Origin of the sequence: Bordetella genomosp. 9 (assembly GCF_002261425.1) — a bacterium.
In the GTDB taxonomy this organism is placed as follows: domain Bacteria; phylum Pseudomonadota; class Gammaproteobacteria; order Burkholderiales; family Burkholderiaceae_B; genus Bordetella_C.
On record NZ_NEVJ01000002.1, the window covers coordinates 1,102,551 to 1,125,418 of the forward strand.

At 69.5% G+C, this 22,868-nt stretch carries 6 protein-coding genes; 1 reads left to right on the forward strand and 5 read right to left on the reverse strand.

From position 1 onward, the window contains the following. Position 1: 1 nt before the first annotated feature. Positions 2-15,673 carry a non-ribosomal peptide synthetase gene (locus tag CAL26_RS11140; protein ID WP_094846909.1) on the forward strand — a complete coding sequence of 5,224 codons (15,672 nt, stop codon included), beginning with the start codon at positions 2-4 and terminating at the stop codon, positions 15,671-15,673. Between the two features lie 91 nt (positions 15,674-15,764). On the opposite strand, the gene CAL26_RS11145 is transcribed toward CAL26_RS11140, so the two are convergent. From CAL26_RS11145 to CAL26_RS11165, 5 genes are read right to left on the reverse strand one after another with little or no spacing between them, the layout of a single operon-like run. After that, positions 15,765-16,712, reverse strand: a complete 948-nt coding sequence (locus CAL26_RS11145; RefSeq protein WP_094847042.1) for an alpha/beta hydrolase — start codon at positions 16,710-16,712, stop codon at positions 15,765-15,767. A gap of 7 nt (positions 16,713-16,719) precedes the next feature. Next, the gene (locus CAL26_RS11150) at positions 16,720-18,930 is read right to left on the reverse strand and encodes a TonB-dependent siderophore receptor (RefSeq protein WP_094846910.1); all 2,211 of its coding nucleotides are present in this window, start codon (positions 18,928-18,930) and stop codon (positions 16,720-16,722) included. Between the two features lie 48 nt (positions 18,931-18,978). Further along, the gene (locus CAL26_RS11155; protein ID WP_094846911.1) at positions 18,979-20,541 is read right to left on the reverse strand and encodes a diaminobutyrate--2-oxoglutarate transaminase family protein; all 1,563 of its coding nucleotides are present in this window, start codon (positions 20,539-20,541) and stop codon (positions 18,979-18,981) included. A 22-nt stretch (positions 20,542-20,563) separates the two neighbouring features. After that, on the reverse strand, positions 20,564-21,904 hold the full coding sequence (locus tag CAL26_RS11160; protein ID WP_094846912.1) for a lysine N(6)-hydroxylase/L-ornithine N(5)-oxygenase family protein: 1,341 nt from the start codon (positions 21,902-21,904) through the stop codon (positions 20,564-20,566). Positions 21,905-21,914: 10 nt separating this feature from the next. Further along, entirely contained in the window at positions 21,915-22,862 is a 948-nt protein-coding gene (locus CAL26_RS11165; protein ID WP_256988308.1) for a GNAT family N-acetyltransferase, read from the reverse strand. Positions 22,863-22,868: the final 6 nt, after the last annotated feature.

Sequence of the window (22,868 nt, forward strand, 5' to 3'; positions counted from 1 at the left end):
CATGGCATACGATCCGCGCGAACTCGCCCAGCGCATCGCCAGGCTGGATGCCCAGCCGCGGGTGGAATTGCTGAGGCGCCTGGCGGAGCAGGGCGTCGACATCGCCACGTTGCCGATCGTGCCGTTTCCCTCGGTCGAACGCTATCCCCTGTCGTATGCCCAGCAGGGACTGTGGCTGACCTGGCGCCTGGACCCGCAATCGCCCGCCTACAACATGGCGGGCCTGCTGTCGCTGGAGGGACAACTGGATCACGCCGCACTGATGCAGGCCCTGGCCGATCTGGCCGGCCGCCATGCGGTGCTGCGTACGATCTTCGTCGAACATCACGACCAGCTCGGCCAACAGGTGCTGGAGACGTTGCCGGATACCTTCCTGCCGGCGCCCGGCGCGGCATCGTTCGACGTGTCCGGCCTGCTCGCTGAAGCACGCGAGGCGCAGGCGCGGCGCATTGCCGCCGAATTCGCCAACCAGCCCTTCGACCTGGCCGCCGCCCCGGCGTGGCGGATCGGGCTGATCCGCCTGGGTGCGCGCACGCATTGGCTGTCGATCGTGGTCCATCACATCCTGGCCGATGGCTGGTCGCAGGACGTCCTGCTGAAGGACCTGGCCAGTTGCTACGCCGCACGCGCGGCGGGTCAGGCGCCCGCGCTGGCGCCGCTGCCCATCCAGTTTGGCGACTATGCCCTGTGGCAACGCGAGTGGTATGCGGCCAGCCGCCTGCCGGCACAGCTGGAATACTGGAAGTCGGTGCTCGATCCGGCGCCCGAGACGCTGCGGCTGCCCTTGGACCGCCCGCGGCCGCGGCATCGCGATGGCGTGGCCGCGGCCTGCCGTTTCGCGCTGGCGCCCGAGACCGTCGCCGCGCTGCGCCGCCATGCGCGCGAGGCCGGTGCCTCGCTCTACATGTGCATGCTGGCCCTGCTGAAGCTGACGCTGTCGCGCTATTGCGGCCAGGACGATATCGCGGTCGGTTCGCCGGTTGCCGACCGCACGCGCGCGGAAACGCATGGGTTGATCGGGTACCTGACCAATATGACGGTCTTGCGCACCCGCGTGGACACGCGGCGTGACTTCCGCGCCTTGCTGGCGGCGGTGCGGACCACGGTCCTGGATGCGCAGGCCAACCAGGATTGCCCGTACGACCTGCTGGTGTCGGAGCTGGGCGTGCCGCGCGGCGCGGGGATCAATCCCTTGTTCCAGGTCAAGTGCACCGAGCAGGCGTCGCTGAGCGCCATGGCGCACGGCCGCCTTGGCGATCTGGTGCTGCGCGGCGTGCCGGCCGCCACCGAGCATGCGCATTTCGATCTGAGCCTGGACTATACGGTGGACGGCGAGCGCGTCGAATGCGCGCTGATCCATGCCACCGATGTCTGGGATGCCGCCACCGTGGCGGCGTTCGCCGATACGCTGTCGGCCTGCGCCGACGCGGTGGCCGCCGATCCCGGCCAGCCGCTGTCCATGCTGGCGCGGACCGATGCCAGGCCGGGCATCGCCGGCGAGCAGGCAGTCCATGCCGACAGCGACGTGCTGGCGCTTTGGGATCGCCAGGTGGCATCGCATGGCGACCGCATCGCCGTGCGCGCGGAGGACCGGGCCATCAGCTATCGCGACCTGGACGTCGCGGCGGGGCGCTTGAGCGGCCTGCTGGCCGCCGCCGGGGCGGCGCGCGAATCGCGCGTGGGCCTGCACGCCGGGCGCGGCTGCGAATTCGTCATCGGCCTGCTGGCCATCCTGAAAGCCGGCGCGGCATGCGTGCCGATGGATCCCGACCTGCCGGCGGAACGCCTGGCGCATCTCCTGCGCGATAGCGGCGCACAAGTCGTGTTGAGCGATGCGGACGGGGCGCGCGCGCCGGACTGGCTGGGCGACGTCCCACGCATCGGCCTGCGGGCGGATGCCCAGCCCGGCGCGCACCCGGGCATGGCCGCGCCGGTGCACCCGGCGCAGGCCGCCTATCTGATCTATACGTCCGGCTCCACGGGCACCCCCAAGGGCGTTGTCGTCAGCCGCGGCGCCCTCAACAACTACGTGCACGGCGTGCTCGCGCGGCTGGCCTTGCCGGACGACGCCGACAGCATGGCCATGGTGTCGACGGTCGCCGCCGACCTGGGCCACACGGTGCTGTTCGGCGCGCTCTGCGCCGGCCGCACGCTGCACATGATTTCCGCCGCGCGGGCGTTCGATCCAGACGGCTTCGCCGCCTATATGGCGGAGCACCGCGTCGGTGTCCTGAAAATCGTTCCCGGCCATCTGCAGGCCTTGCTGCAATCCGCGCGCGCCGCCGACGTCCTGCCGCGCCATGCGTTGGTGTTGGGTGGCGAGGCGACGAGCTGGCCGCTGTACGACCGCATCGCCGGCCTGGCGCCGGATTGCCGGGTCTTCAATCACTATGGACCGACCGAGACCACGGTCGGCGTCCTGACGCTGGCCGTCGCGCCGGATGCGCCGCGGCAGGGGGACACCGTCCCCGTCGGCCGCCCCTTGCCGAACATGTCCGCATGGGTCCTGGACGGAAACCTGGATCCCGTGCCGCCCGGCGCGGAAGGGGAGTTGTACATCTCCGGCCCGGCCGTCGCGCGCGGCTACCAAGGGCGGCCGGGGCAGACGGCGGAGCGTTTCCTTGCTTGCCCGCATGACCCCGCGCAACGCATGTACCGCACCGGCGATCGCGTCAGGGTCCTGCGGGATGGCAACCTGGCCTTCCTGGGCCGCGCCGACGATCAGGTGAAAGTGCGCGGCTATCGTGTCGAGCCCGCGGAAGTGGCGGCGGTGTTGCGCACCATCGAGTGCGTGGGCGACGCCGCGGTCGTCCCGCGCGCGGAAGCCGACGGACGCTTGCAGCTGCATGCCTATGTGACGCCGGCCGGACGCGCCGCCCCGGCAGCGAAAGACGGCCCGGATGGGGAAGGCAACCCGGATGCGGAAGCCGGCCCGGGTGCGGAAGCCCGCCTGGACGCGGCCGCGCTGCGTTCCCGCGCGGCGGCGCTGCTGCCGGACTACATGGTGCCTGCGACTTTCACCGTCATCCTCGCCTTGCCGCGCACCGCCAATGGCAAGCTGGATCGACGAGCCCTGCCTGAACCCAGGCGGGCCGACGCCACGCCTGACGACGCGCCGGTCGGGCCGGTGGAAGAAACCCTGGCCGGGATCTGGGCCGAGGTCCTGGGCGTGCCGCGCGTGGGCCGCCAGGACAACTTCTTCGAACTGGGTGGCGACTCCATCCTCAGCCTCAAAGTGATGGCGCGCGCGCGGCGCAAGAACCTGCGCATCGCGCCGCGCTTGATCTTCGATCACCAGACCTTGCAGGCCCTGGCGGCGGCGATCGCCGCCGCTGGTCCGCGCGATGCGCCGGCAGCGGCCGACGACGCCAAACCGGCCGCACCGCCGCGGCAGCAGCCGCTGATGTCCCATGCGCAGCAGCGGCAATGGTTTCTCTGGCGCATGGATCCGGCAAGCTCGGCGTATCACGTCAGCGGCGCCATGCGCTTGCGCGGGACGCTGGACCTGCCAGCAGTCTCGCGCGCTTTCGATGCGCTGGCGGCCCGCCACGCCGGCCTGCGCACACGCTATCGGCCGACGTCCGACGGCCTGGCCTTGCCGGAGGTTCTCGAATCCGCGCCAGTTATCCTCCGCGAATGCGACCTGCGGCCCGAACCGCCCGACATGCGGGAGTCGCGGGCGCGCGAAGTAGCCCAGGCGTGGATCGCCGAGCCCTTCGACCTGGAAACAGGCCCCTTGCTGCGGGTGGGACTGATCACGCTGGATGATCGGGAACATGTGCTGTTGATCGCGATGCACCACATCGTGTCGGACGGCTGGTCGATGCAGATCCTGGTCGACGAGTTTTCCTCGCTTTATCGTGCCTGCGCCCAGGGCCAGGCGCCGGTCCTGCCGGACATACCCGGAGACTACCAAGACTACGCGACGCGACAGCGCGCATGGCTGGAGCAGGGCGAAGGCCGGCGGCAACTGGCCTACTGGATGGACGCGCTGGCCGGCGAACAGCCGGTGCTGCATCTGCCCGTCGACGCACCGCGCCGCGCGGACGGCGTCTATCGCGCGAGCAGCCACGGTTTCGACCTGCCACCGACGCTGGCGCAGGCGCTGCGGCTGGCGGCGCGGGAGCGCGACGCCACGGTCTACGTGCTGCTGCTGGCCGCCTTCCAGGCGCTGCTGCACCGCTATTGCGGCGAAACCGACATTCGCGTGGGCGTCCCCATCGCCAACCGGCACCGCGAAGGCACCGAGGCCATCATCGGCTTCTTCGTCAACACGCAGGTGATGCGCGCGACGATCACGCCGGCCACCACCCTGGATCAGCTCGCCGCGGCGACCCGCGACGCGGCGCGCCAGGCGCAGGCGCACCAGGACCTGCCGTTCGAGCACCTGGTCGACGCCTTGCAGCCGGACCGGGCGGTGGGCCAGACGCCGCTGTTCCAGGTCATGTTCAATCACCAGCGGCCCGACTATGGCGCGCTGCGCGCGCTGCCCGGGCTGGAAATCGCCGACTATCCCATCGGCGGGCAGGCCGCGCAGTTCGAGCTGACGTGCAATACCGCCGAGCTGCCGGATGGCCGCATCGCCGTCAACCTCGTTCATGCCAGCGAGCTGTTCGACCCGCGCACCATCGATCAACTGGGGCGGCATTATGTGGCGCTGCTCGAGCAGATGACGCGGGATGCCCACGTCCGTGTGGCGCGCGCGCCCTTGAACGCCGATGCCGAACTTCGGCAACTGGCGCGCTGGGGCGGCCGGCGTGGGGAAGCCGCGGGTCCGGATGCGATGCCGTCGGGCATCCATCGCCATTTCGAGGCGGCCGTGCGCCGCCATCCGCATGCGCCCGCGCTGGCCTGCGGCGATGACGTCCTGGATTATGCGACGCTGAATGCACGCGCCAATCGACTCGCGCATCGGTTGATCGCCGCGGGCGTCGGCCCGGAAGTCCGCGTCGGCCTGGCGGCGCAGCGTTCCGCCGGCATGGTGGTGGCCATGCTGGCCATCCTGAAAGCCGGCGGGGCCTATGTCCCGCTGGACCCCGACTATCCGGAAGAACGGTTGCGCTATACCGCGCGCGACAGCGGCATGACGCATCTGATGCTGCAGGCGGAGCTGGCGCCGGGAATGGCATGGCTGGCGGACGCCATGCCGGCGGGCGCGCAGGTGGTGCGCTTCGACCGGACTGGCGCGGACGCGCGCGCCATGGGCGCGGCGGATGACGCCGCCATCGATGACCCGGACGTCGTCGTCGACGACGCCAATCTTGCCTACGTCATCTACACGTCGGGCTCCACCGGCCGTCCCAAGGGCGCGCAGCTGTGCCACGGCCAGGTGCGCCGGCTGCTGTCGGCCACCGAACCGTGGTTCGGCTTCGGCCCGGGCGACGTCTGGACGCTATTCCACTCCTACGCCTTCGACTTCTCCGTATGGGAGATATTCGGCGCCCTGTGCACCGGCGGCAAGCTGGTCGTCGTGCCGCACGACGTCAGCCGCTCGCCCGACGAATTCCTCGAACTGCTGCGCGCGCAAGGCGTGACCGTCCTCAACCAGACGCCTTCGGCGTTCCAGCAGCTGATGCGGGCGCCAGGGCTGCACGGCCGCGCCGACGGCCATGGCCTGGCGCTGCGCGTGGTGATCTTCGGCGGCGAGGCGCTGGAGCCGCGCGCCTTGCTGCCATGGATGTCCGCTTTCGGCGACCAGTCGCCCCGGCTGGTCAACATGTACGGCATTACCGAGACCACGGTGCACGTCACGTATCGGCCGATCACGCTGGCCGATGCGGATACCGGCAGCAGCCCCATCGGGATAGGCATTCCGGACCTGGGCCTGTTCGTACTGGATGCGGAAATGGCGCCGGCACCCATCGGCGTGCCGGGTGAACTTCATGTCAGTGGCGCCGGTCTGGCGCGCGGCTACTTGGACCGTCCGGGCCTGACGGCGGAACGCTTCGTCGCGCATCCCGACGGCAAGGGCGAGCGGCTGTATCGCACCGGCGACATGGCGCGCTGGACGCACGACGGCCAGCTGGAATACCTGGGCCGGCTGGACCAACAGGTGAAAATCCGTGGCTTTCGTATCGAACTGGGCGAGATCGAAGCTCGGTTGCTGGCGCAACCCGGCGTCAGGCAGGCCGCGGTGCTGGCGCAAGCCGGCGCGGAAGGCCAGGGCAGGGACCATGCGCGGCTGGTTGCGTATGTGACGCCGGCGAACCTGGACCCCGCCATGCTGCGCCAGGCATTGGAGCGCGGCCTGCCGGCATACATGGTGCCGGCCGCGATCGTCGCGCTGGACACCTTGCCCATCACGGCCAACGGCAAGCTGGATCGCAAGGCGCTGCCCCAGGCACGCTTCGAGTCCGGCCAGGAACACGAGGCGCCGCGAGGGCCGGTGGAGGAAGCCCTTGCCGAAACCTGGTGCAAGGTGCTGGGCATCGACCGGCTTGGTCGGCACGACAACTTCTTCGAAATCGGCGGCGATTCGATTCTGAGCCTGCAGATCGTGGCGCGGCTGCGGCAGAAGGGCTGGCGCATCACGCCGCGGCAGATGTTCGAACGCCAGAGCATCGCGGCCCTGGCGGAACTGGCGGTGCGGCTGGGCGGGCAGGAGGAACGCATCCATCGGCGCGGCGCGGCCGGCCCGCTTGCCGACGGCGCGTCCGTTGATTCTGCCGGCCAGGAAGACATCGCGGACGACACCGCCCCAGGTCAGGAGGTGCCACTGCTGCCCATCCAGGCTTCGTTCCTGGAACAGCCGCTGGCCACGCATAATCACTGGAACCAGGCGGTCTTGCTGCGCAGCGATGCGGAGATCGACATCGCCGCGCTGCGCATCGCGCTCGCGGCCGTGGTGGCGCACCACGATGCGTTGCGGCTGCGCTACCGGCGCGATGCGGACGGCCGTTGGGCGCAACGGTACGTGCAAGCCGATGCACTGGATACGCAAGCGCATGACATGCTCTGGGACCTGAGCGCGCGCGACGCCGCTGAGATCGAAGCGCACTGCGCGCGGGCGCAGGCCAGCCTGGATATCGGCAACGGCCCGCTGCTGCGCGCCGTGCGCATAAGCGTGGCGGACGGGAGCTGGCGCCTGTTGCTGGTGGTCCACCATCTGGCCATCGATGGCGTGTCCTGGCGCATTCTGCTGGAAGACCTGCGGCTGGCCTACGAACAGGCGCTGCAGTTGACGTCCACGTCCACGTCCACGCCGACGCCGACGGCCACGCCCACTCCCACTCCCACGTTGGCGCCGACACTGCCCGCGCGCACCGCCAGCTATGGCGCCTGGGCGCGCTATCTGCGCGGGCAAGCCGCCGCGCACGCGCCCGACGCGCAGTACTGGCTGGAGCAGCCAGCCGGCGATTTCCCGTCACCGGACCACACCGGCGGCGCCGCGCGCCTACGCGACCAACGACGCGTCGAGATCAGCCTGACGCGCGAACAGACGCAGGCCCTGCTGCGGCAGGCGCCCGCCGCCTACCGAACGCAGGTCAACGACCTGTTGCTGGCCTCGCTCGCCTCCGCCCTGAGGCACTGGCGCGGCGTGCGCGCGGTCCGCATCGACCTGGAAGGCCATGGCCGCGAAAGCGGAGCTGAGTCTCCCGCGCCGCCGCGCGATGCCGAACCACCGCATGGTGCCGAGTCGCCGCACGGTGCCGAATCGCCGCACGACGACACCGTGACGCACGCTGACGCGCCCGACGTCTCGCGCACGGTGGGCTGGTTTACCAGCATCTACCCGGTCGTCCTGGACACGGACGGCGAACCGGAACAGCTGATCCGCCGCACCAAGGAACAACTGCGCGCCATTCCCCGCAACGGCATAGGCCATGGCGTCCTGAAACAATGGGGCGACCCATCCGTCCGCGACGCACTGGCAAATGCGCCCCAGGCCTCCATCCTCTTCAACTACCTGGGCCAGTTCGACGCCGGCGTCGGCACGGGCGGCGACTGGCGTGTCGCCGCCGAAGACGTAGGCGCCGGCCAACTGGACAGCGCATCCTTGTCACACGCGCTGGCTATCAACGGCCGCGTCTATGACGGCCGCCTGACGCTGGACCTGGGCTATAGCGGCGGGCAGTGGGCCGAAGCGACCATGCGCGACCTGGCCGCCTGCTGGACACAGGCGCTGTCGGCCGTGATCGCGCATTGCACCAGCGGCGCGCAGGGCGTCACGCCTTCCGATTTCCCGCTGGCGCGGCTGACGCAGGCCGAACTGGACGCGCTGCCCATTCCCGCGCCGGTCACCCAATGGCAGGACATCTACCCGGTCACGCCCATGCAGGCCGGCATGCTGTTCCATGCCGTCTATGAACGCGACGCCACCACCGCCACTGCCACGTCCACCGCTATGGATACGGCGACGCCGACGGCCGCCGCCACATCGCCCGTCGCCACATCGGCCGCCGCCATCCCGGCGGTCGCTGCCAGCCAACCCTACATCAACCAGCTGCGCGTCGACGTGCGCGGCCTGGATGCAAGGCGCTTCCAGTCCGCCTGGGAAGCCGCCGTGGCCCGCCACGACGTGCTGCGCACCGGCTTCATCGCCAGGGCCGGCGCGCCCTTGCAATGGGTCGCCCGCCAGGCCCGGCTGCCATTCGAACAGGTGACACTGCGCGGCGCCAACGACGTGGCCGCGCAACTCGACGCCTTGGCCGCCGCCCAACGCGCGGCCGGCTTCGACCTCGCGAGCCCGCCCTTGATGCGTTGCATGCTGGTGCGCGTGAACGACGGCACGCACCATTTCATCTGGACCCACCATCATCTGCTGCTGGACGGATGGAGCACCTCCCGACTGTTGGGAGAAGTGCTGAGCGAGTACGCGGGGAGGGCGGTCGCGCGTGCCGCGGGACGCTACAAGGACTATCTGCACTGGCTTTCCACCCGCGACGCAAAGGCCACCGAGGTCTACTGGACCGGACAATTGCGCCAGCTGGAAGCGCCGACCTTGCTGGCCGAAGCCCACGCGCCTGGCCATGCATCCGCCGCGCGGGTCGCGCCGGACATGCGGCCGGACCAGGACCGATACGGCAGCTGGAGCCTGGACCTGGACCAGGCAACGACCCAATCGCTGGTCGCCTGCGCGCGGCGCGAGCGCGTCACGCTCAATACGCTGGTGCAGGCCGCCTGGTCGCTGGTGTTGAGCCTGCACACCGGCCAGGACACGGTGGCGTTCGGCGCGACGACGTCGGGCCGCCCGGACGATCTGGCGGGGGCACAGCACGTGCTCGGCCTGTACATCAACACGCTGCCCGTCCTGGTGCATCTGCGCCCGACGCGGACAGTCGGAGACTGGCTGCGCGAGCTCCAGGCGGGCAACATAGCCGCTCGCGAATACGAGCATACGCCGCTCTATGCAATACAGCGCTGGGCGGGCCAGGGCGGACAGGCCTTGTTCGACACGCTGCTGGTGTTCGAAAACTATCCGGTCGACGAGGCGTTGGCCCAACCCTTGCCCGGCGACGTACGGTTCAGCGGACTCGCCACGACGGAGCAGACCAGCTATCCGTTGACGGTGGTCGTTTCGCATCGGGACCACCTGTATCTGCGACTGGGTCACGACCGGCTGTCGTACGGCGATGCGGAAGCGGAAATGCTGGGGCGTCGCCTGTTGCGGACGCTGTCGCTGTTGGCGTCCGATGGCGATGCGGGCCTGGGAACGCTGGGCTTGCTGGCGGACCAGGAATGCGATGCGCTGCGGTCGTGGACGGTCGGCGGATCGCTCGTCGATGCCCTGGCAAAATGGCGGGACCAGCCTGTCCACGCCGTGATCGCGGCGCAGGCGGCCCGCACGCCGGGTGCGGTCGCGGTAAGCATGGCGGTGACGGCGCAGGCCGGCGCAGGCGCTGAGGTCGCCGGTGGTGCCACCGGCGCCGATGGCGTCGTCACGTTGACCCTGACCTACGCGGAACTGGAACGGCAGTCGAACCGGCTGGCGCATCGGCTGATATCGCTGGGCGTCGGCCCCGAGCAGCGCGTGGCGATCGCCGCGCATCGACATCCGTCGCTGGTGGTGAGCCTGTTGGCGGTACTCAAGACCGGCGCGGCCTACGTGCCGCTGGATCCGGAATATCCGGATGATCGGCTGGCCTACATGGTGCAGGACAGCGCGCCCGCGCTGGTGTTGACGCAATCGTGGCTGTCGGATCGCGTACGGACATGGACCGACGCGCTCCTGGAGGTCGACACGCTGGACCTGTCCGGCGAACCAGACGATGCCCCGGACGTGCCGGTGCACGCCGAGCAGACGTGCTACGTGATCTACACATCCGGCTCCACCGGCAGGCCCAAAGGCGCCGCCAATCGCCACATCGGCCTGGGCAATCGCCTGGCCTGGATGCAGCAGGCCTACGGCCTCGGCACCGACGACGTCGTGCTGCAGAAGACACCCTTCAGCTTCGACGTCTCGGTATGGGAGTTCTTCTGGCCGCTGATGACGGGCGCGCGTCTGGCGCTGGCCGGCGTGGGCGAGCATCGCGACGCCGAGCGGCTGCTGGCGCGCATCGTCGATCATGGCGTCACGACGCTGCACTTCGTGCCCTCGATGCTGCACGCCTTCGTGTCGCACTGCGAATCATCGCCGGCCGGCGATGCGTCCATGCTCGACGCAGCCCGGCAGGTACTGCGCCGCGTCTTCTGCAGCGGTGAAGCATTGCCCGCGGAACTGTGCGCGCGCTTCCAGGCCCTGTTTCCGACGACCGAGCTGCATAACCTTTACGGCCCGACCGAAGCGGCCATCGACGTCACCTTCTGGGATTGCGCGAACACCAGCGGCACCGGCGTGCCCATCGGCCGCGCGATCGCGGGCCTGCGCACGCATGTCCTGGACGCGAACCTGAACGAAGTCCCGCCCGGCGTAGCGGGAGAGTTGTACCTGGGCGGGACAGGCCTGGGCCGAGGCTACCTGAACCGGCCGAGCCTGACCGCCGATCGCTTCATCGCCGATCCCTTCGGCACAGGCCAGAGGCTTTATCGCACAGGCGACCTGGCCCGTTGGAATCACGACGGCCAGCTCGAATACCTCGGCCGCCTGGACCATCAGGTCAAGCTGCGCGGCCAGCGTATCGAGCTGGGTGAAATCGAAGCGCAGCTGCAGGCGCTGCCCGGCGTGCAGCAGGCGGCGGTACTGGCGCAAACGGGCGCGCCATCGGACGCCTGCAATGCCGGCAATGCCGGTAATTCCAGCACCGCCGCCGGCGCCGCCAGCATGCGCCTGGTCGCGTACGTCACGCCAGCGGACCTGGACGCCACCGCACTACGGCAGGCCCTGGAACAGAACCTGCCTGCCTACATGGTCCCTTCCGCCTTCGTCCTGCTGGACAAGCTCCCGGTGACGGCCAACGGCAAGCTGGACCGCCGGGCGCTCCCCCAAGCCGAATTCACCGCTACGCAAGCCTACGAACCCCCGCAGGGCCAGGCGGAAGAAGCCCTGGCCGCCATCTGGCGCGAGGTCCTCGGCATCGACCCGATCGGTCGCCACGACAACTACTTCGAAGTCGGCGGCGATTCCATCCTGAGCATCCAGATCGTCGCGCGAGCACGGCAGGCCGGTCTGCGGCTCACCCCCCGGCAGGTATTCGAGCACCAGACCATCGCCGAACTGGCGAATGACGCCCAGCCCGTCTCCGCGCACGACCCCGCCGCGCCACGACCACAGGCAGCGGACGCGCCGGTGGCCGGCAGCGACATCGAAGACGTCCATTCCCTTTCGCCGACGCAGGAAGGCATGCTCTTCCACTCGATCGAGGCAAACGGCAAAGCCCTTTACGTGAACCAGATCAGCGTCCGCATGCACGGCGCCGACGCGCAGCGCCTGGCCGACGCATGGGCGGCGATGGTGGCGCGCCATCCCACCTTGCGCACGTCCTTCCTGTGGCAAGCCGGCATGGACCGTCCCTTGCAGATCGTCCATCGCGAGGTCGACCCCAACGTCCGTGTCCTCGATTGGCGCGGCCGCCCGGATCTGGCGGAGCAACTGGCCGTCCACGCGGCGGCCGAAGCGCAAGCCATCGATCTCGCGCGCGCGCCGCTATCCCGCCTGGCCTTGATCCGCCTGGACGCCGACACCCATCAGCTGATCTGGACGCACCATCACCTGCTGCTGGACGGCTGGAGCGCGTCGCGCCTGATGGGCGAGTGGCTGCGTGCCTACGGGGGCGATGCGCTGCCGCCCGCCGGCCCCGCCTATGGTCGCTACGTGCGTTGGCTGGCGGGCCAGGATCGCCAGGCCAGCGAGCGTTTCTGGCAGCAGGCGCTGCGGTCGCTGGATGGGCCGACCCTGCTGGCGCAGTGCCCCGGCGCTCGCCAGCAACCGGGCGCGGAAGGCTATGCGCGCATCTACACCCGCCTGGACGCGGCGCGCACCGCCGGCCTGCGGCGGTTTGCCCAGTCCCAGCGGGTCACGCTGAATACGGTGATTCAGGCAGCCTGGGGCCTGCTGTTGCAGCGCTGCGCAGGCAAGGACACGGTCGTGTTCGGCGCCACGGTATCGGGGCGTCCCGCCGCCCTGGACGGCGTGGAAGATATCCTGGGCCTGTTCATCAACACCATCCCGGTGCCCGTCCGCGCGGCGCCGTCGCGGACGGTGGGCGACTTCCTGCGCGACCTGCAGGCGGAAAACCTGCGGCTGCGCGAACACGAACATGCCGGGCTGGCGGACATCCAGCGCTGGGCCGGGTCTTCCGGCCGGCCCCTGTTCGACAGCATCATCGTGTTCGAGAACTATCCCGTCGATCGCACCCTGAAGGACCGCGAGCGCTACGGACTGCGCTTCGAGGACAGCCAGGGCGGCGGCCTGACCGGCTACGTCATGGATATCCAGGTCGTCGCCACCGACGAGATCGAACTGGAGTACTGCTACGCCACGGCGCAGCTGCCCGAGGCCATGGTGTTCGACCTGCGGCGCCAGATGGAACATCTGCTGCGCGAGATCGAGCGCGATGCGCGGGCGCCCGTGGGCAGCCTGGGCTGGCTGGACGAAGCAGCGCTGGAGCAGCTGCGGATCTGGGGCCGCGACGCCGGCCAGCCGCCCGCCGGCGAACGGGGCCATGTCCATGAACTGATCGCCGCGCATGCGCGGCGGCAACCGGACGCCCTGGCCGTGGTCATGGATGACGACGCATACACCTATGCCGCCCTGGACGCGGCGGCCAACCGCCTGGCGCATCGCCTGGTGCGCGCGGGCATCGGCCCCGAAGTCCGTGTCGGCGTGGCGATGCCGCGTTCGCTCGATACCGTGGTGGCTTTCCTGACGGTGCTCAAGGCGGGAGGTACGTACGTCCCGATGGACCTGGATCATCCGGAGGACCGACTGGCCTATATCGCCCGCGACAGCGGTATGGCGCTGCTGCTGACGGCGGCATCCGCGCCGGCCCACCTGTCGCGCATCGGCGTGCCGGTGCTGGCCTGCGACGCCGCGGCTGCCACCGGCCAGCCATCCACCCCACCGCGCGTGCGCCTGTCGCCGGACAACCTTGCCTACATCATTTACACGTCCGGCTCCACCGGCAAGCCCAAGGGCGTGGCGGTCAGCCACGGTCCGCTCGCCATGCACTGCCAGGCCACGGCGCGCATCTATGGCATGACGCCGGATTCGCGCGAGCTGCTGTTCATGTCGTTCTCGTTCGACGGCGCGCATGAGCGATGGCTGACGGCGTTGACGACCGGCGCGCGCCTGGCGGTGCGCGGCCAGGATCTTTGGACGGCGCAGGAATCGCTGGAGGCCTTGCGCCGATACGGCATCACCAATGCGGCCTTCCCGCCCGCCTATCTGGCGCAGATGGCGGAACATGCCGCAGTGCATGGCAACGCGCCGCCGATGGACCTGTACGTGTTCGGCGGCGAGGCGATGCCGCGCGCGGTCTACGAGCGGGTGCGCACGCACCTGCCGGCGCGCAGCTATATCAACGGCTATGGTCCCACCGAGACCGTGGTAACGCCCCTGATCTGGAAGACGCCGGCCGACGCGGGCTTCGATTGCGCCTATGCGCCCATCGGCAAGACGGTGGGCGAGCGGCAGCTGTATGTGCTGGACGCGGACCTGCGGCCGGTGCCGGTCGGGCACGTCGGCGAGCTGTATATCGGCGGCTACGGTGTCGCGCGCGGCTATCTGGGGCGCATGGCGCTGACGGCGGAAAGCTTTGTCGCCGATCCGTTCGGAGAGCCGGGCGCGCGCATGTATCGCAGCGGGGATATGGTGCGGTGGCTGCCGGATGGCAATGTGGAGTACATCGGCCGGCGCGACAACCAGGTGAAGATCCGCGGATTCCGCATCGAACTGGGCGAAGTGGAATCGCGCATCCTGGCGCTGCCAGGCGTGGAAGAGGCCGCCGTCGTGGTGCACCAGGGACCGTCCGGGACGCAATTGGCCGCCTACGTCGGCGCGGGACAGCAGAGCACCGGCAACCCCGGCGCCCATGCCCTGGCGGCCCGCCTGCGCACGCAGCTCGCCGCGCGGTTGCCGGACTACATGGTTCCGGCATCCATCACGGTGCTGCCCAGACTGCCGCGCCTGATCAGCGGCAAGCTGGACCGTCAGGCCTTGCCCGCGCCCAGCGCGTCGGCGCAGCGGGAGTTCGTGGCGCCGTCCACCGACGCGGCGCGCCAGCTTGCCGCCATCTGGGAAAACGTGCTGGACGTCCCCCGCGTGGGACAGACCGACAACTTCTTCGAGCTGGGCGGCGATTCGCTGCTGAGCCTCAAGATGTTGAGCCGCGTACGCGCGCTTGCGCATCCGGACCTGTCGTTCACGCTGCGCGACCTGATGCGCCAGCCCACCATCGCCGGCCTGCTGGGCCTGGAGGCTATCCAGCCCCCGGCGCCGATTCCGCTGAACGGCGGGCAGGGCGCGCGCGCGCCCTTGTTCTGCGTGCATGCGGGCATGGGCACGCTCTACGACTACCAGCCGCTGGCCAGGGCGTTCGACGGCATCCAGCCGGTATACGGCCTGCCATGCCGCATGCTGCTGGACGGCGCCCACCTGGACCATTCCCTGTCGCAGATGGCCGACGACTATTGCGCCATGGTGGCGGCGGCCCAGCCGCAAGGAGCCATCCACCTGCTGGGATGGTCGCTGGGCGGCACGCTGGCGGCGATGATGACGCAACGCCTGGAAGCGCAAGGCCGCGCGGTCGCCTTCCTGGGCCTGGTGGATCCCTACATCAGCGGACTGGAGCGGGATCCCCTGCGCGACTGGCGCGAGGACCTGCCGGCCTATGCGCGGCTGATGGTGCCCGATATTCCGCCCGACCGCATCGCCGCCGCCAGCCTGGCCGACGGGGCTGAACCGACGCTGGAAGCAGTCGAATCACGCTTGCGCGATCTGCTGGATGGCTCGACCGCCGGCCAGGCGGCCTTGGGCGCGCAGGAGCTTGCCCGCATCTTCCTGGTGGCGCGCCGGCTGCAGGCGCTGTCGCTGGAGGCCGGTCCCGTCGGCAAGGTGCGCGCGCGTCCATGGTGCTGGTGGCGCGCGGACCGCGACCCGGTGCAACGATGGACCCTGTCCGCGCAGCTGGGCCACGCGACCGGCGTGGTCCATCGCACGGTGAACGCGGATCACTATGCCATCATCCGCGCCGCCGAACTGCGCGAGCAGCTGGGCATCGCGCTGGCGATGGCGTGCGACACCGGCGATGCCGCCGACGCGGCCGCCGAAGCCGCGCTTGCGGAGGAGGATACATAGCTGGCGGTGGATGGATGACCGGCCGGCGCCGGAAAGCCGCTTTTCCGCCGCGGGGGGGAAAGCGGCGGACTGGCGCTAAATTAGCGGCGGACTAGCGGGCCGCGGCCGGCGCGAACGCGCCGGCCAGCCACGCCGCGATATCGCGGCGTACCTGCATGGCTTCGGAAACGATGTTCCCCAGCCGCGCGAAATCGTGCACCATGCCCGGATACACCACGCAGTCGGCGCGTACGCCAGCGTCGCGCAGGCGTTGTCCGTAGGCCAGGCCTTCGTCGGTCAGCATGTCGCATTCGGCCAGGACGATATGGGCTGGCGCCAGCCCCGACAGGTCCTGGCATTCCAGGGGCGCGAAGCGCCAGTCGCGCGGGTTGCCGGCATCACCCAGATAATGCCGGTACATCCAGCGCAGCGTTTCCGCCTCCAGCAGATAGCCGGTGGCATAGCGGCGGCGCGTGTCGAAATCCTCGTCGGCGCTGGTGCAGGGATAGAGCAGCACCTGCGCCGTGGGCGGCGCCAGGCCCGCATCGCGCGATGCGATCGCCAGTCCGGTGGCCAGCGTGGCCCCCGCGCTATCGCCGCACACGGCCACGCGCGACGCATCGCATCCCAATGCCGCGGCGTTGCCGAGCGCCCATCGATAGGCATCCCAGGCGTCTTCCACCGCGGCGGGAAAGCGATGTTCCGGCGCCAGCCGGTAATCCACCGCCAGCACCGCGCACGGCGTCAGCGCCGCCAGGTCGCGGCACAGGGAATCATGCGATTCCAGGCCGCCGATACAGTAACCGCCGCCGTGGAAGAACAGCAGCAGCGGCAAGGCGCCGCCGCCGGCCGGCAGGTACAGCCGCATCGGCAGCCGGCCGCCGTCCCGCCTCGCCGTGTTCAACAAGCGGGTGTCGACCCGTGGCGACCCGGGCGTATCCAGCATGGGCGTGGCGGCGTCGTAGTCCGCCCGCGCCTGGGCCGGCGTGCACGTGTGCATGGGGCGGCCCCCGCCCGCCGCCACCATTTCCAGGAAGGCCGCCAGGTCGGGCTGCAGCATGCTCACGCTACCAGCTGTACGACAAGGTGCCGACGAACGTGCGCTCCTGCCCGTAGCGGCAGTTCAGCGTGTTGTTGCGGCATACGATGGTCTCCTTGTTGAACAGGTTGATGACGTTCAGCCCCAGCCGCCAGCCGCGGATCTCGTAGTGCAGGCCGGCATCGAACAGCACCGCGTCGTCGTTGGTGATGGTGTTGGCGACGTCGGCGTAGGTCTTGCCGATGTACCGCACGCCCGCGCCCATCCCCAGCCCGCGCAGCAGGCCGGAGGGCAGCGTGTAGTTCAGCCAGGCCGATGCCATGTGCTCCGGCGTCACGATGGGGATGTTGCCTTCCTCGGCCGGGTTGTTGCTGCTCTTCACCCGGATATCGTTGAAGGTATAGGAAGCCAGCAGGTCCAGGTTGCGCGTCAGGTTGGCCTTGCCTTCCAGTTCGATGCCGCGCGAGCGGATCTTGCCGGTCTGCACGCTGAAGTTGACGTCCGTCGGGTCGGTGGTCAACACGTTTTTCTGGGTCAGGTCGTATACCGCCACGGCCACATAGCTGTTGCCGCCCGGCGGCTGGTACTTGACGCCCACTTCATACTGCTCGCCCTTGGTCGGCCGGAACGGCGTGCTGTCCTTGGCCGCGCCCGCCTGCGGCAGGAAAGACGTGCTGTAGCTGACGTAGGGCGTGACGCCGTTGTCGAACTGGTAGCCCAGCCCCGCGCGGCCGGTGAACGCATCGTCGTCCTGCCGCGTGGCGTCGCCGGCCAGCCTGTCCTGGCTGTTGCTGCGCGCCCAGTCCTGCCGGCCGCCCAGCGTCAGGATCCACTTGTCGAGCTTGACCTGGTCCTGCACGTACAGGCCCATCTGGCGGCTGACCTGCTTCAGGTCGATGATGCTGCCGGCATCCGACGGATACGGGATATTCAGCCCGTACTGCGGATTGTCCAGGTCCAGCGTGGGCGCCGTGCCCTGGCGGTAGTGCTGCTGGCCGTCCAGGAACTGGTAATCGATGCCCGTCAGCAGCGTGTGGGCGGCGGGACCGGTCTGGAATTTCCATTCCGCCTGGTTGTCCACCACGAAGCTGTCCGCGCTTTCCTTGGACGCCAGGGCGTAGCGGCTGATCGTATGGCCGTCAGGCAGCATGCGCAGCGCGTACAGGTCGCGCTGGTCCAGCCAGCCCTTCTGGTAGCGGGCGTTCTGGCGCACGGTCAGCAACGAATTGAAGCGATGCGAGAACTGGTAGCCGATCGAGTACTGCTCGCGATCGTACTTGTTGAAGTCGTAGTCGCCCACCAGCGTGTGCGTGGGATAGACCGGCCGCGATTCGCCGCCGGTGCGATCGTGCTGCCAGTTCGTCAGCAGCGTGAACGACGTGTCGGCATCCGGCTGCCAGGTGAAGGCCGGCGCGATATAGCCCAGGTCGTCGGGGTAGCGATGGCCGGACCCGTATTTGTCCTGCGTACCCGCGTCGCGCCAGATGCCGGTCAGGCGGTACAGGTACTTGCCGTCCTTGTCGATGGGGCCGCCCAGGTCGAACTGCGCCTGCTGGCGGTCCCAGCTGCCGAACTGGATGCCGATGTCGCCGAAGGGTTCGGCCGTCGGACGTTTGGTCACGCGGTTGACGATGCCGCCCGGCGCCACCTGGCCATACAGCACCGACGACGGGCCGCGGATCACGTCGATGCGCTCCAGCGCATAGGGATCCATGCGCATGCGGATCTGGTCGTACGGCATCTGGCTCAGGCCGTCGCGATAGTCGCCGCTGATCTTGGCGTCGAAGCCGCGCAGCACGATCCAGTCATTGCGGACGTCGTTGCCGCCGAAGTTGTTGACCTGCACGCCCGGCACGTACTGCACGGCCTGGGCGACGCTCAGGTCATTGCGGTCGCGCATCTCCTGCTGGGTCACGACCGATATGGACTGCGGAATCTCGCTCAGCGGCGTGTTGGTCTTCGAGCCCGTCATCGAGTCGGTCGCCACGTAGCCGCTGGTCGGACCGGTCACCGGATTCTGCGCCGAACCGGTGACGTTGACCACCGGCAGCGTGGCGGTCGCCGGCGTGGCCGGCGCCTGCTGCGCCCCCGTTGCCTGTGGTGGCTGCCGTGTCTGTTGAGCCTGTTGTGCCTGGACGGTCGTCGCGCCCAGTCCCAGCAGCAGGGAGGTACTTAGCAGCGGTCGTCGAAAAGGAAAGGAAAGAACCCCGGTCAGCAGCGTCTTGTTTTGTTTTTTCATGATTGTCGTCGTGTGGAAAATCCCCTGGACTTGCCGGCGGAGCCGGCGTCAGACCGCGGGAGCGAGTGCCGGCGGCCCGGCGGCGATGTGCGCCGGGGCCGGTGTGCCCATCACGTTCGCCGGCGCCGACAGCGCCGCGCGTACGGACAGGGAAAAGATGTCGAAGACCCGGTCGATCTGGGCTTCGGAGATGATCAGCGGCGGCAGGAAGCGCACCACGCTGCCGTGCCGGCCGCCCAGCTCGACGATCAGCCCGCGCCGCAGGCATTCCGCCTGCACCGCGCCGGCCAGCGTGGGATGCGCGGGAGGCGCCGCCCGCAGCGTCGCGCCAAGACCGGAAGCAGCCGCCTCCGCCGCGTCGACGGTATCCACCGGGCCTACGGCGACGTCCGCCCTCCGGCCGCGCGCCTCCGTATCGGGCCGCACCAGCTCCACGCCCACCATCAGGCCGCATCCGCGCACGTCGCCGATCTGCGGCACGTCGCGCTGCAACTGCCGCAGCAGGCCCAGCAGGCGCAACCCCATGGCGGCCGCATGCTCGGCCAGCGGTTCCGCGCGCAGCACCCGCATGGTGGCCGATCCCGCCGCCATCGCCAGCTGGTTGCCGCGGAACGTCCCCGCGTGCGTGCCGCCGCTCCACAGGTCCAGCTCCTTGCGATAGACGACCACCGCCAGCGGCAAGCCGCCGCCTATTGCCTTGGACAGCACGACGGCGTCCGGCACGATGTCCGCATGCTCGAAAGCGAAGGTCTTGCCCGTGCGGCCGAAGCCGCTCTGGATTTCGTCGACGATCAGGGGCACGTCCGCGGCCGCCGTCAGCGCGCGCACGCCTTGCAGCCATGACGCCGGGGCCGGGATGACACCGCCTTCGCCTTGCACGGCTTCCAGGATCATGCCGGCCGGCCGGGGCACGCCGCCTTCCGGATCGTTCAGCACCGAGCCGATGTAGTTCAGGCCGGCCCGCACGCCGGCGTCGCCGCGCAATCCGAACGGGCAGCGGTAGTCGTAGGGATAGGGCAGGAACTGCACCCCGGCCAGGGGCGTGTTCAGGGAACGCTTGGGCTGCACATTGCCCATCAGCTGGAGCGCGCCTTGCGTCATGCCGTGATACGCGCCCTGGAACGCCAGGACGTCCGCGCGTCCCGTCGCGCTCTTGACCAGCTTCAGCGCCGCCTCCACGGCGTCGGTGCCGGCTGGCCCGCAGAACTGCACGCGGGCGTCGCGGGCGAAGGCGGGCGGCAGCGTATCGAACAGGTCGCGCATGAAGCGGTCTTTCACCGGCGTGGTCAGGTCCAGCGTCAGCATGGGCGCATCGTCGCGCAGCGCCTGGTGGATAGCCTCCAGCACGGCTGGATGGTTGTGTCCGAGCGCCAGCGCGCCGGCGCCGGCCAGGCAGTCGATGAACACGCGGCCTTCCACGTCCTCCACGTAGATGCCCTTGGCGCGCCGCAGCGCCAGCGGCAGCCGCCGCGGATAACTGCGCGCATTGGACTCGCGGCCGGCCTGGTAGCGCAGCAGGGCGTTGTCGCCCAGCTGGTACGGCCGCGCCAGGGGATCGTGGCGCCGCGCCAGTTCGGTTTCCGCCGCTACCGCCGTATGGGAATAAGCCATGGTCTGTGCCTCGCGCTATCTGTCAGGAGGTCAACGCGGCGCGCGCCGCGCGCGGGTGTCCGGCGGCCGGCGCGGCATCCGAGCGCCGCAGGGCCGCGCCGATCTCCCAGGAACGGATCGCCAGGATGGAAAGCAGGCTGTCGCTGATCCCGTGCGTGGCTTCGCTGCCGCCTTGCACGTAGATGGCCGGACGCAGCCTTTCATCGCCGCGCAGACGGTATTGGCGGTCAGGCGCATAACCGTGCAGGTACTCGTCCAGCGGCGCCAGCAGCTGCCGGTGCTGGTCGCGTTCGTAGCCGGTGGCCAGCACCACGGCGTCGTAGCGCAGCGTGTCGCGCGTGCCGTCGTCCAGGTCGCGCAACACCAGGGAAACGCCGCCATCATCGGCCTGCACGGCCGCCACTTCGCGCCGCCGCAGCAGGCGATGGCGAGCGTCGTGGCACACCTTCTGCTGGTAGAGCACTTCATAGATGCGCTCGATCAATTCCAGGTCCGGCGCGGCGTAATTGGTGTGCCGGGTCTGCGCCAGCAGGGCGGCGCGGTCCGCATCCGGCCGCGTGTACAGATAGTCCGTGTGTTCCGCGTTGAACACTTCATTGACGAAGGGACTGTCGTCGGACGGGCGTATGGTGTGGCCGCGTATCAGCATGTCCACGCACGGCCGCGCCGGATGCTCGTGCAGGTGCATGAAGATTTCCGCCGCGCTCTGGCCGGCGCCCACGACCGCGATGCGGCCCAGCCGCGGCTGCCGGGCCAGCCCGGATAGGTAGCCGCTGGTGTGGAACACGCGCGCATTCCCCAGCGCGGCGGTGAAGGCCTCCGGTATGTGCGCGCGTCCCCCCACGCTGATCACCAGATTGCGCGCCAGGCGCTCGCGCGGCCGGCCGTCGGCGTCCAGCGAGCGCACGCGCAGCAGCTCGACAATGCCGTGGGCGGACTCGGGCTGTACGTCCAGCACCTGCTCGCCGTAGGCGCAGCAATGGTCGAAGTGGCCGGCGGCCCAGGCCAGGTAGTCGTTGAACTCCTGGCGGCTGGGAAAGAAGGTCTTCAGGTTGATGAAGTCCTGCAGGCGGCCCTTGTCGTGCAGATAGCTCAGGAAGGAATAGCGGCTGGCCGGGTTGCGCAGCGTCACCAGGTCCTTCAGGAAAGAGATCTGCATGTGCGCGCCTTCCAGCATCATGTCGGGATGCCAGGCGAAGCGCGGCTGCTTCTCGATGAACAGCGGCCCGTCCGGCGACGCGCCTGGCGGTGGCCCGGCGTAGGCGCGGACCGGCGCGCCGCGTCCATGATGCTCTTCCAGCGCGATGGCCAGCGCGATGTTCGAAGGTCCGAAACCGATACCGATCAGATCGTGTACGTGCATATCGTCCCGTTCAGCTAGCCGGCGCGGCGACGCATTCGCCGGCCGGTCCCCTGGGTATCCAGAAACGTTCCGCGAAGAACCGTTCGCGCGATAGCGTGCCCAGCATCGCGCGCTTGTGCGGAAAATCGAAGGCCTTTTCCAATGCATAGCCGCTGCGCGCCAGGTTGCGCAGCATGCGCGTGTTGTCGATGCGCGGTTCGATGACGAGGCGCTGGGTACGCGCATCGTCCAGGAACAGGTAATGGGAAATCGACGGCAGCCAGGCCGCCACGTAGCGCGCCCCGCGGAACGCCGGCTCGCCGATCAGCACATGCCAGCCGCGGTCGTGGTCGCGCGCGTCGCAGAAGGGCGCGATGCGGTCTTCCTTGGCCCAATAGGTTTCGAAGTAGCCGAAAGGCACGTTGTCCAGGCAGGCGATCAAGGCCAGCGTGTGCGGGTCCTCGGCGCCACGGAGCAGGTAGTCGCGGTGTTTTTCCAGGTCGCCTTCTTCCTGCCAGAAGGCCGCCACGTGCGGATCGTTCATCCAGCGGTTCAGCCGGGCGGCGTCCAGGTCGGCGCTGGCGGCGCGCAGCGACAGCGTCGCGTCCAGCCAGGGGATGTGCCGCCGATACACCACGCCCGTCGGTTTGGGCGGCCGCAGCGGATGGCGGTAGCCCTGGGACATCGTGTAGCGCAGGGGAAACGGCTGGAGCGGGCGATCGCCCAGCCATATCGGGGCGTACTGGTAGAACGCGGCGGCGGTCAGGCGCGGCGTGGCGCTCGTCGTGTCCAGCAGGCCTTGCAGGCGCAGGCGTTCCAGGTAGGGGGGCGGTGCGTCCAGCGTCACGGCGTCGGCCAGCGGATTGCGCGCGAAAGCAGTTTCCGCGGCGGCGAGCATCTGGTCGAAGGACGGCGCGGCGCTGCCCGGCGCGGGCCATGCCAGCCGCGGCGTTCCTGCCTGATCCCTGATCTGCTCCATCGATGC

Bases quoted from the DNA above. Each gene is read 5' to 3' on its own strand.
- CAL26_RS11140 (WP_094846909.1), top strand. From the start codon at position 2: ATGGCATACGATCCGCGCGAACTCGCCCAGCGCATCGCCAGGCTGGAT.
- CAL26_RS11145 (WP_094847042.1), bottom strand. From the start codon at position 16,712: ATGCTGCAGCCCGACCTGGCGGCCTTCCTGGAAATGGTGGCGGCGGGC.
- CAL26_RS11150 (WP_094846910.1), bottom strand. From the start codon at position 18,930: ATGAAAAAACAAAACAAGACGCTGCTGACCGGGGTTCTTTCCTTTCCT.
- CAL26_RS11155 (WP_094846911.1), bottom strand. From the start codon at position 20,541: ATGGCTTATTCCCATACGGCGGTAGCGGCGGAAACCGAACTGGCGCGG.
- CAL26_RS11160 (WP_094846912.1), bottom strand. From the start codon at position 21,904: ATGCACGTACACGATCTGATCGGTATCGGTTTCGGACCTTCGAACATC.
- CAL26_RS11165 (WP_256988308.1), bottom strand. From the start codon at position 22,862: ATGGAGCAGATCAGGGATCAGGCAGGAACGCCGCGGCTGGCATGGCCC.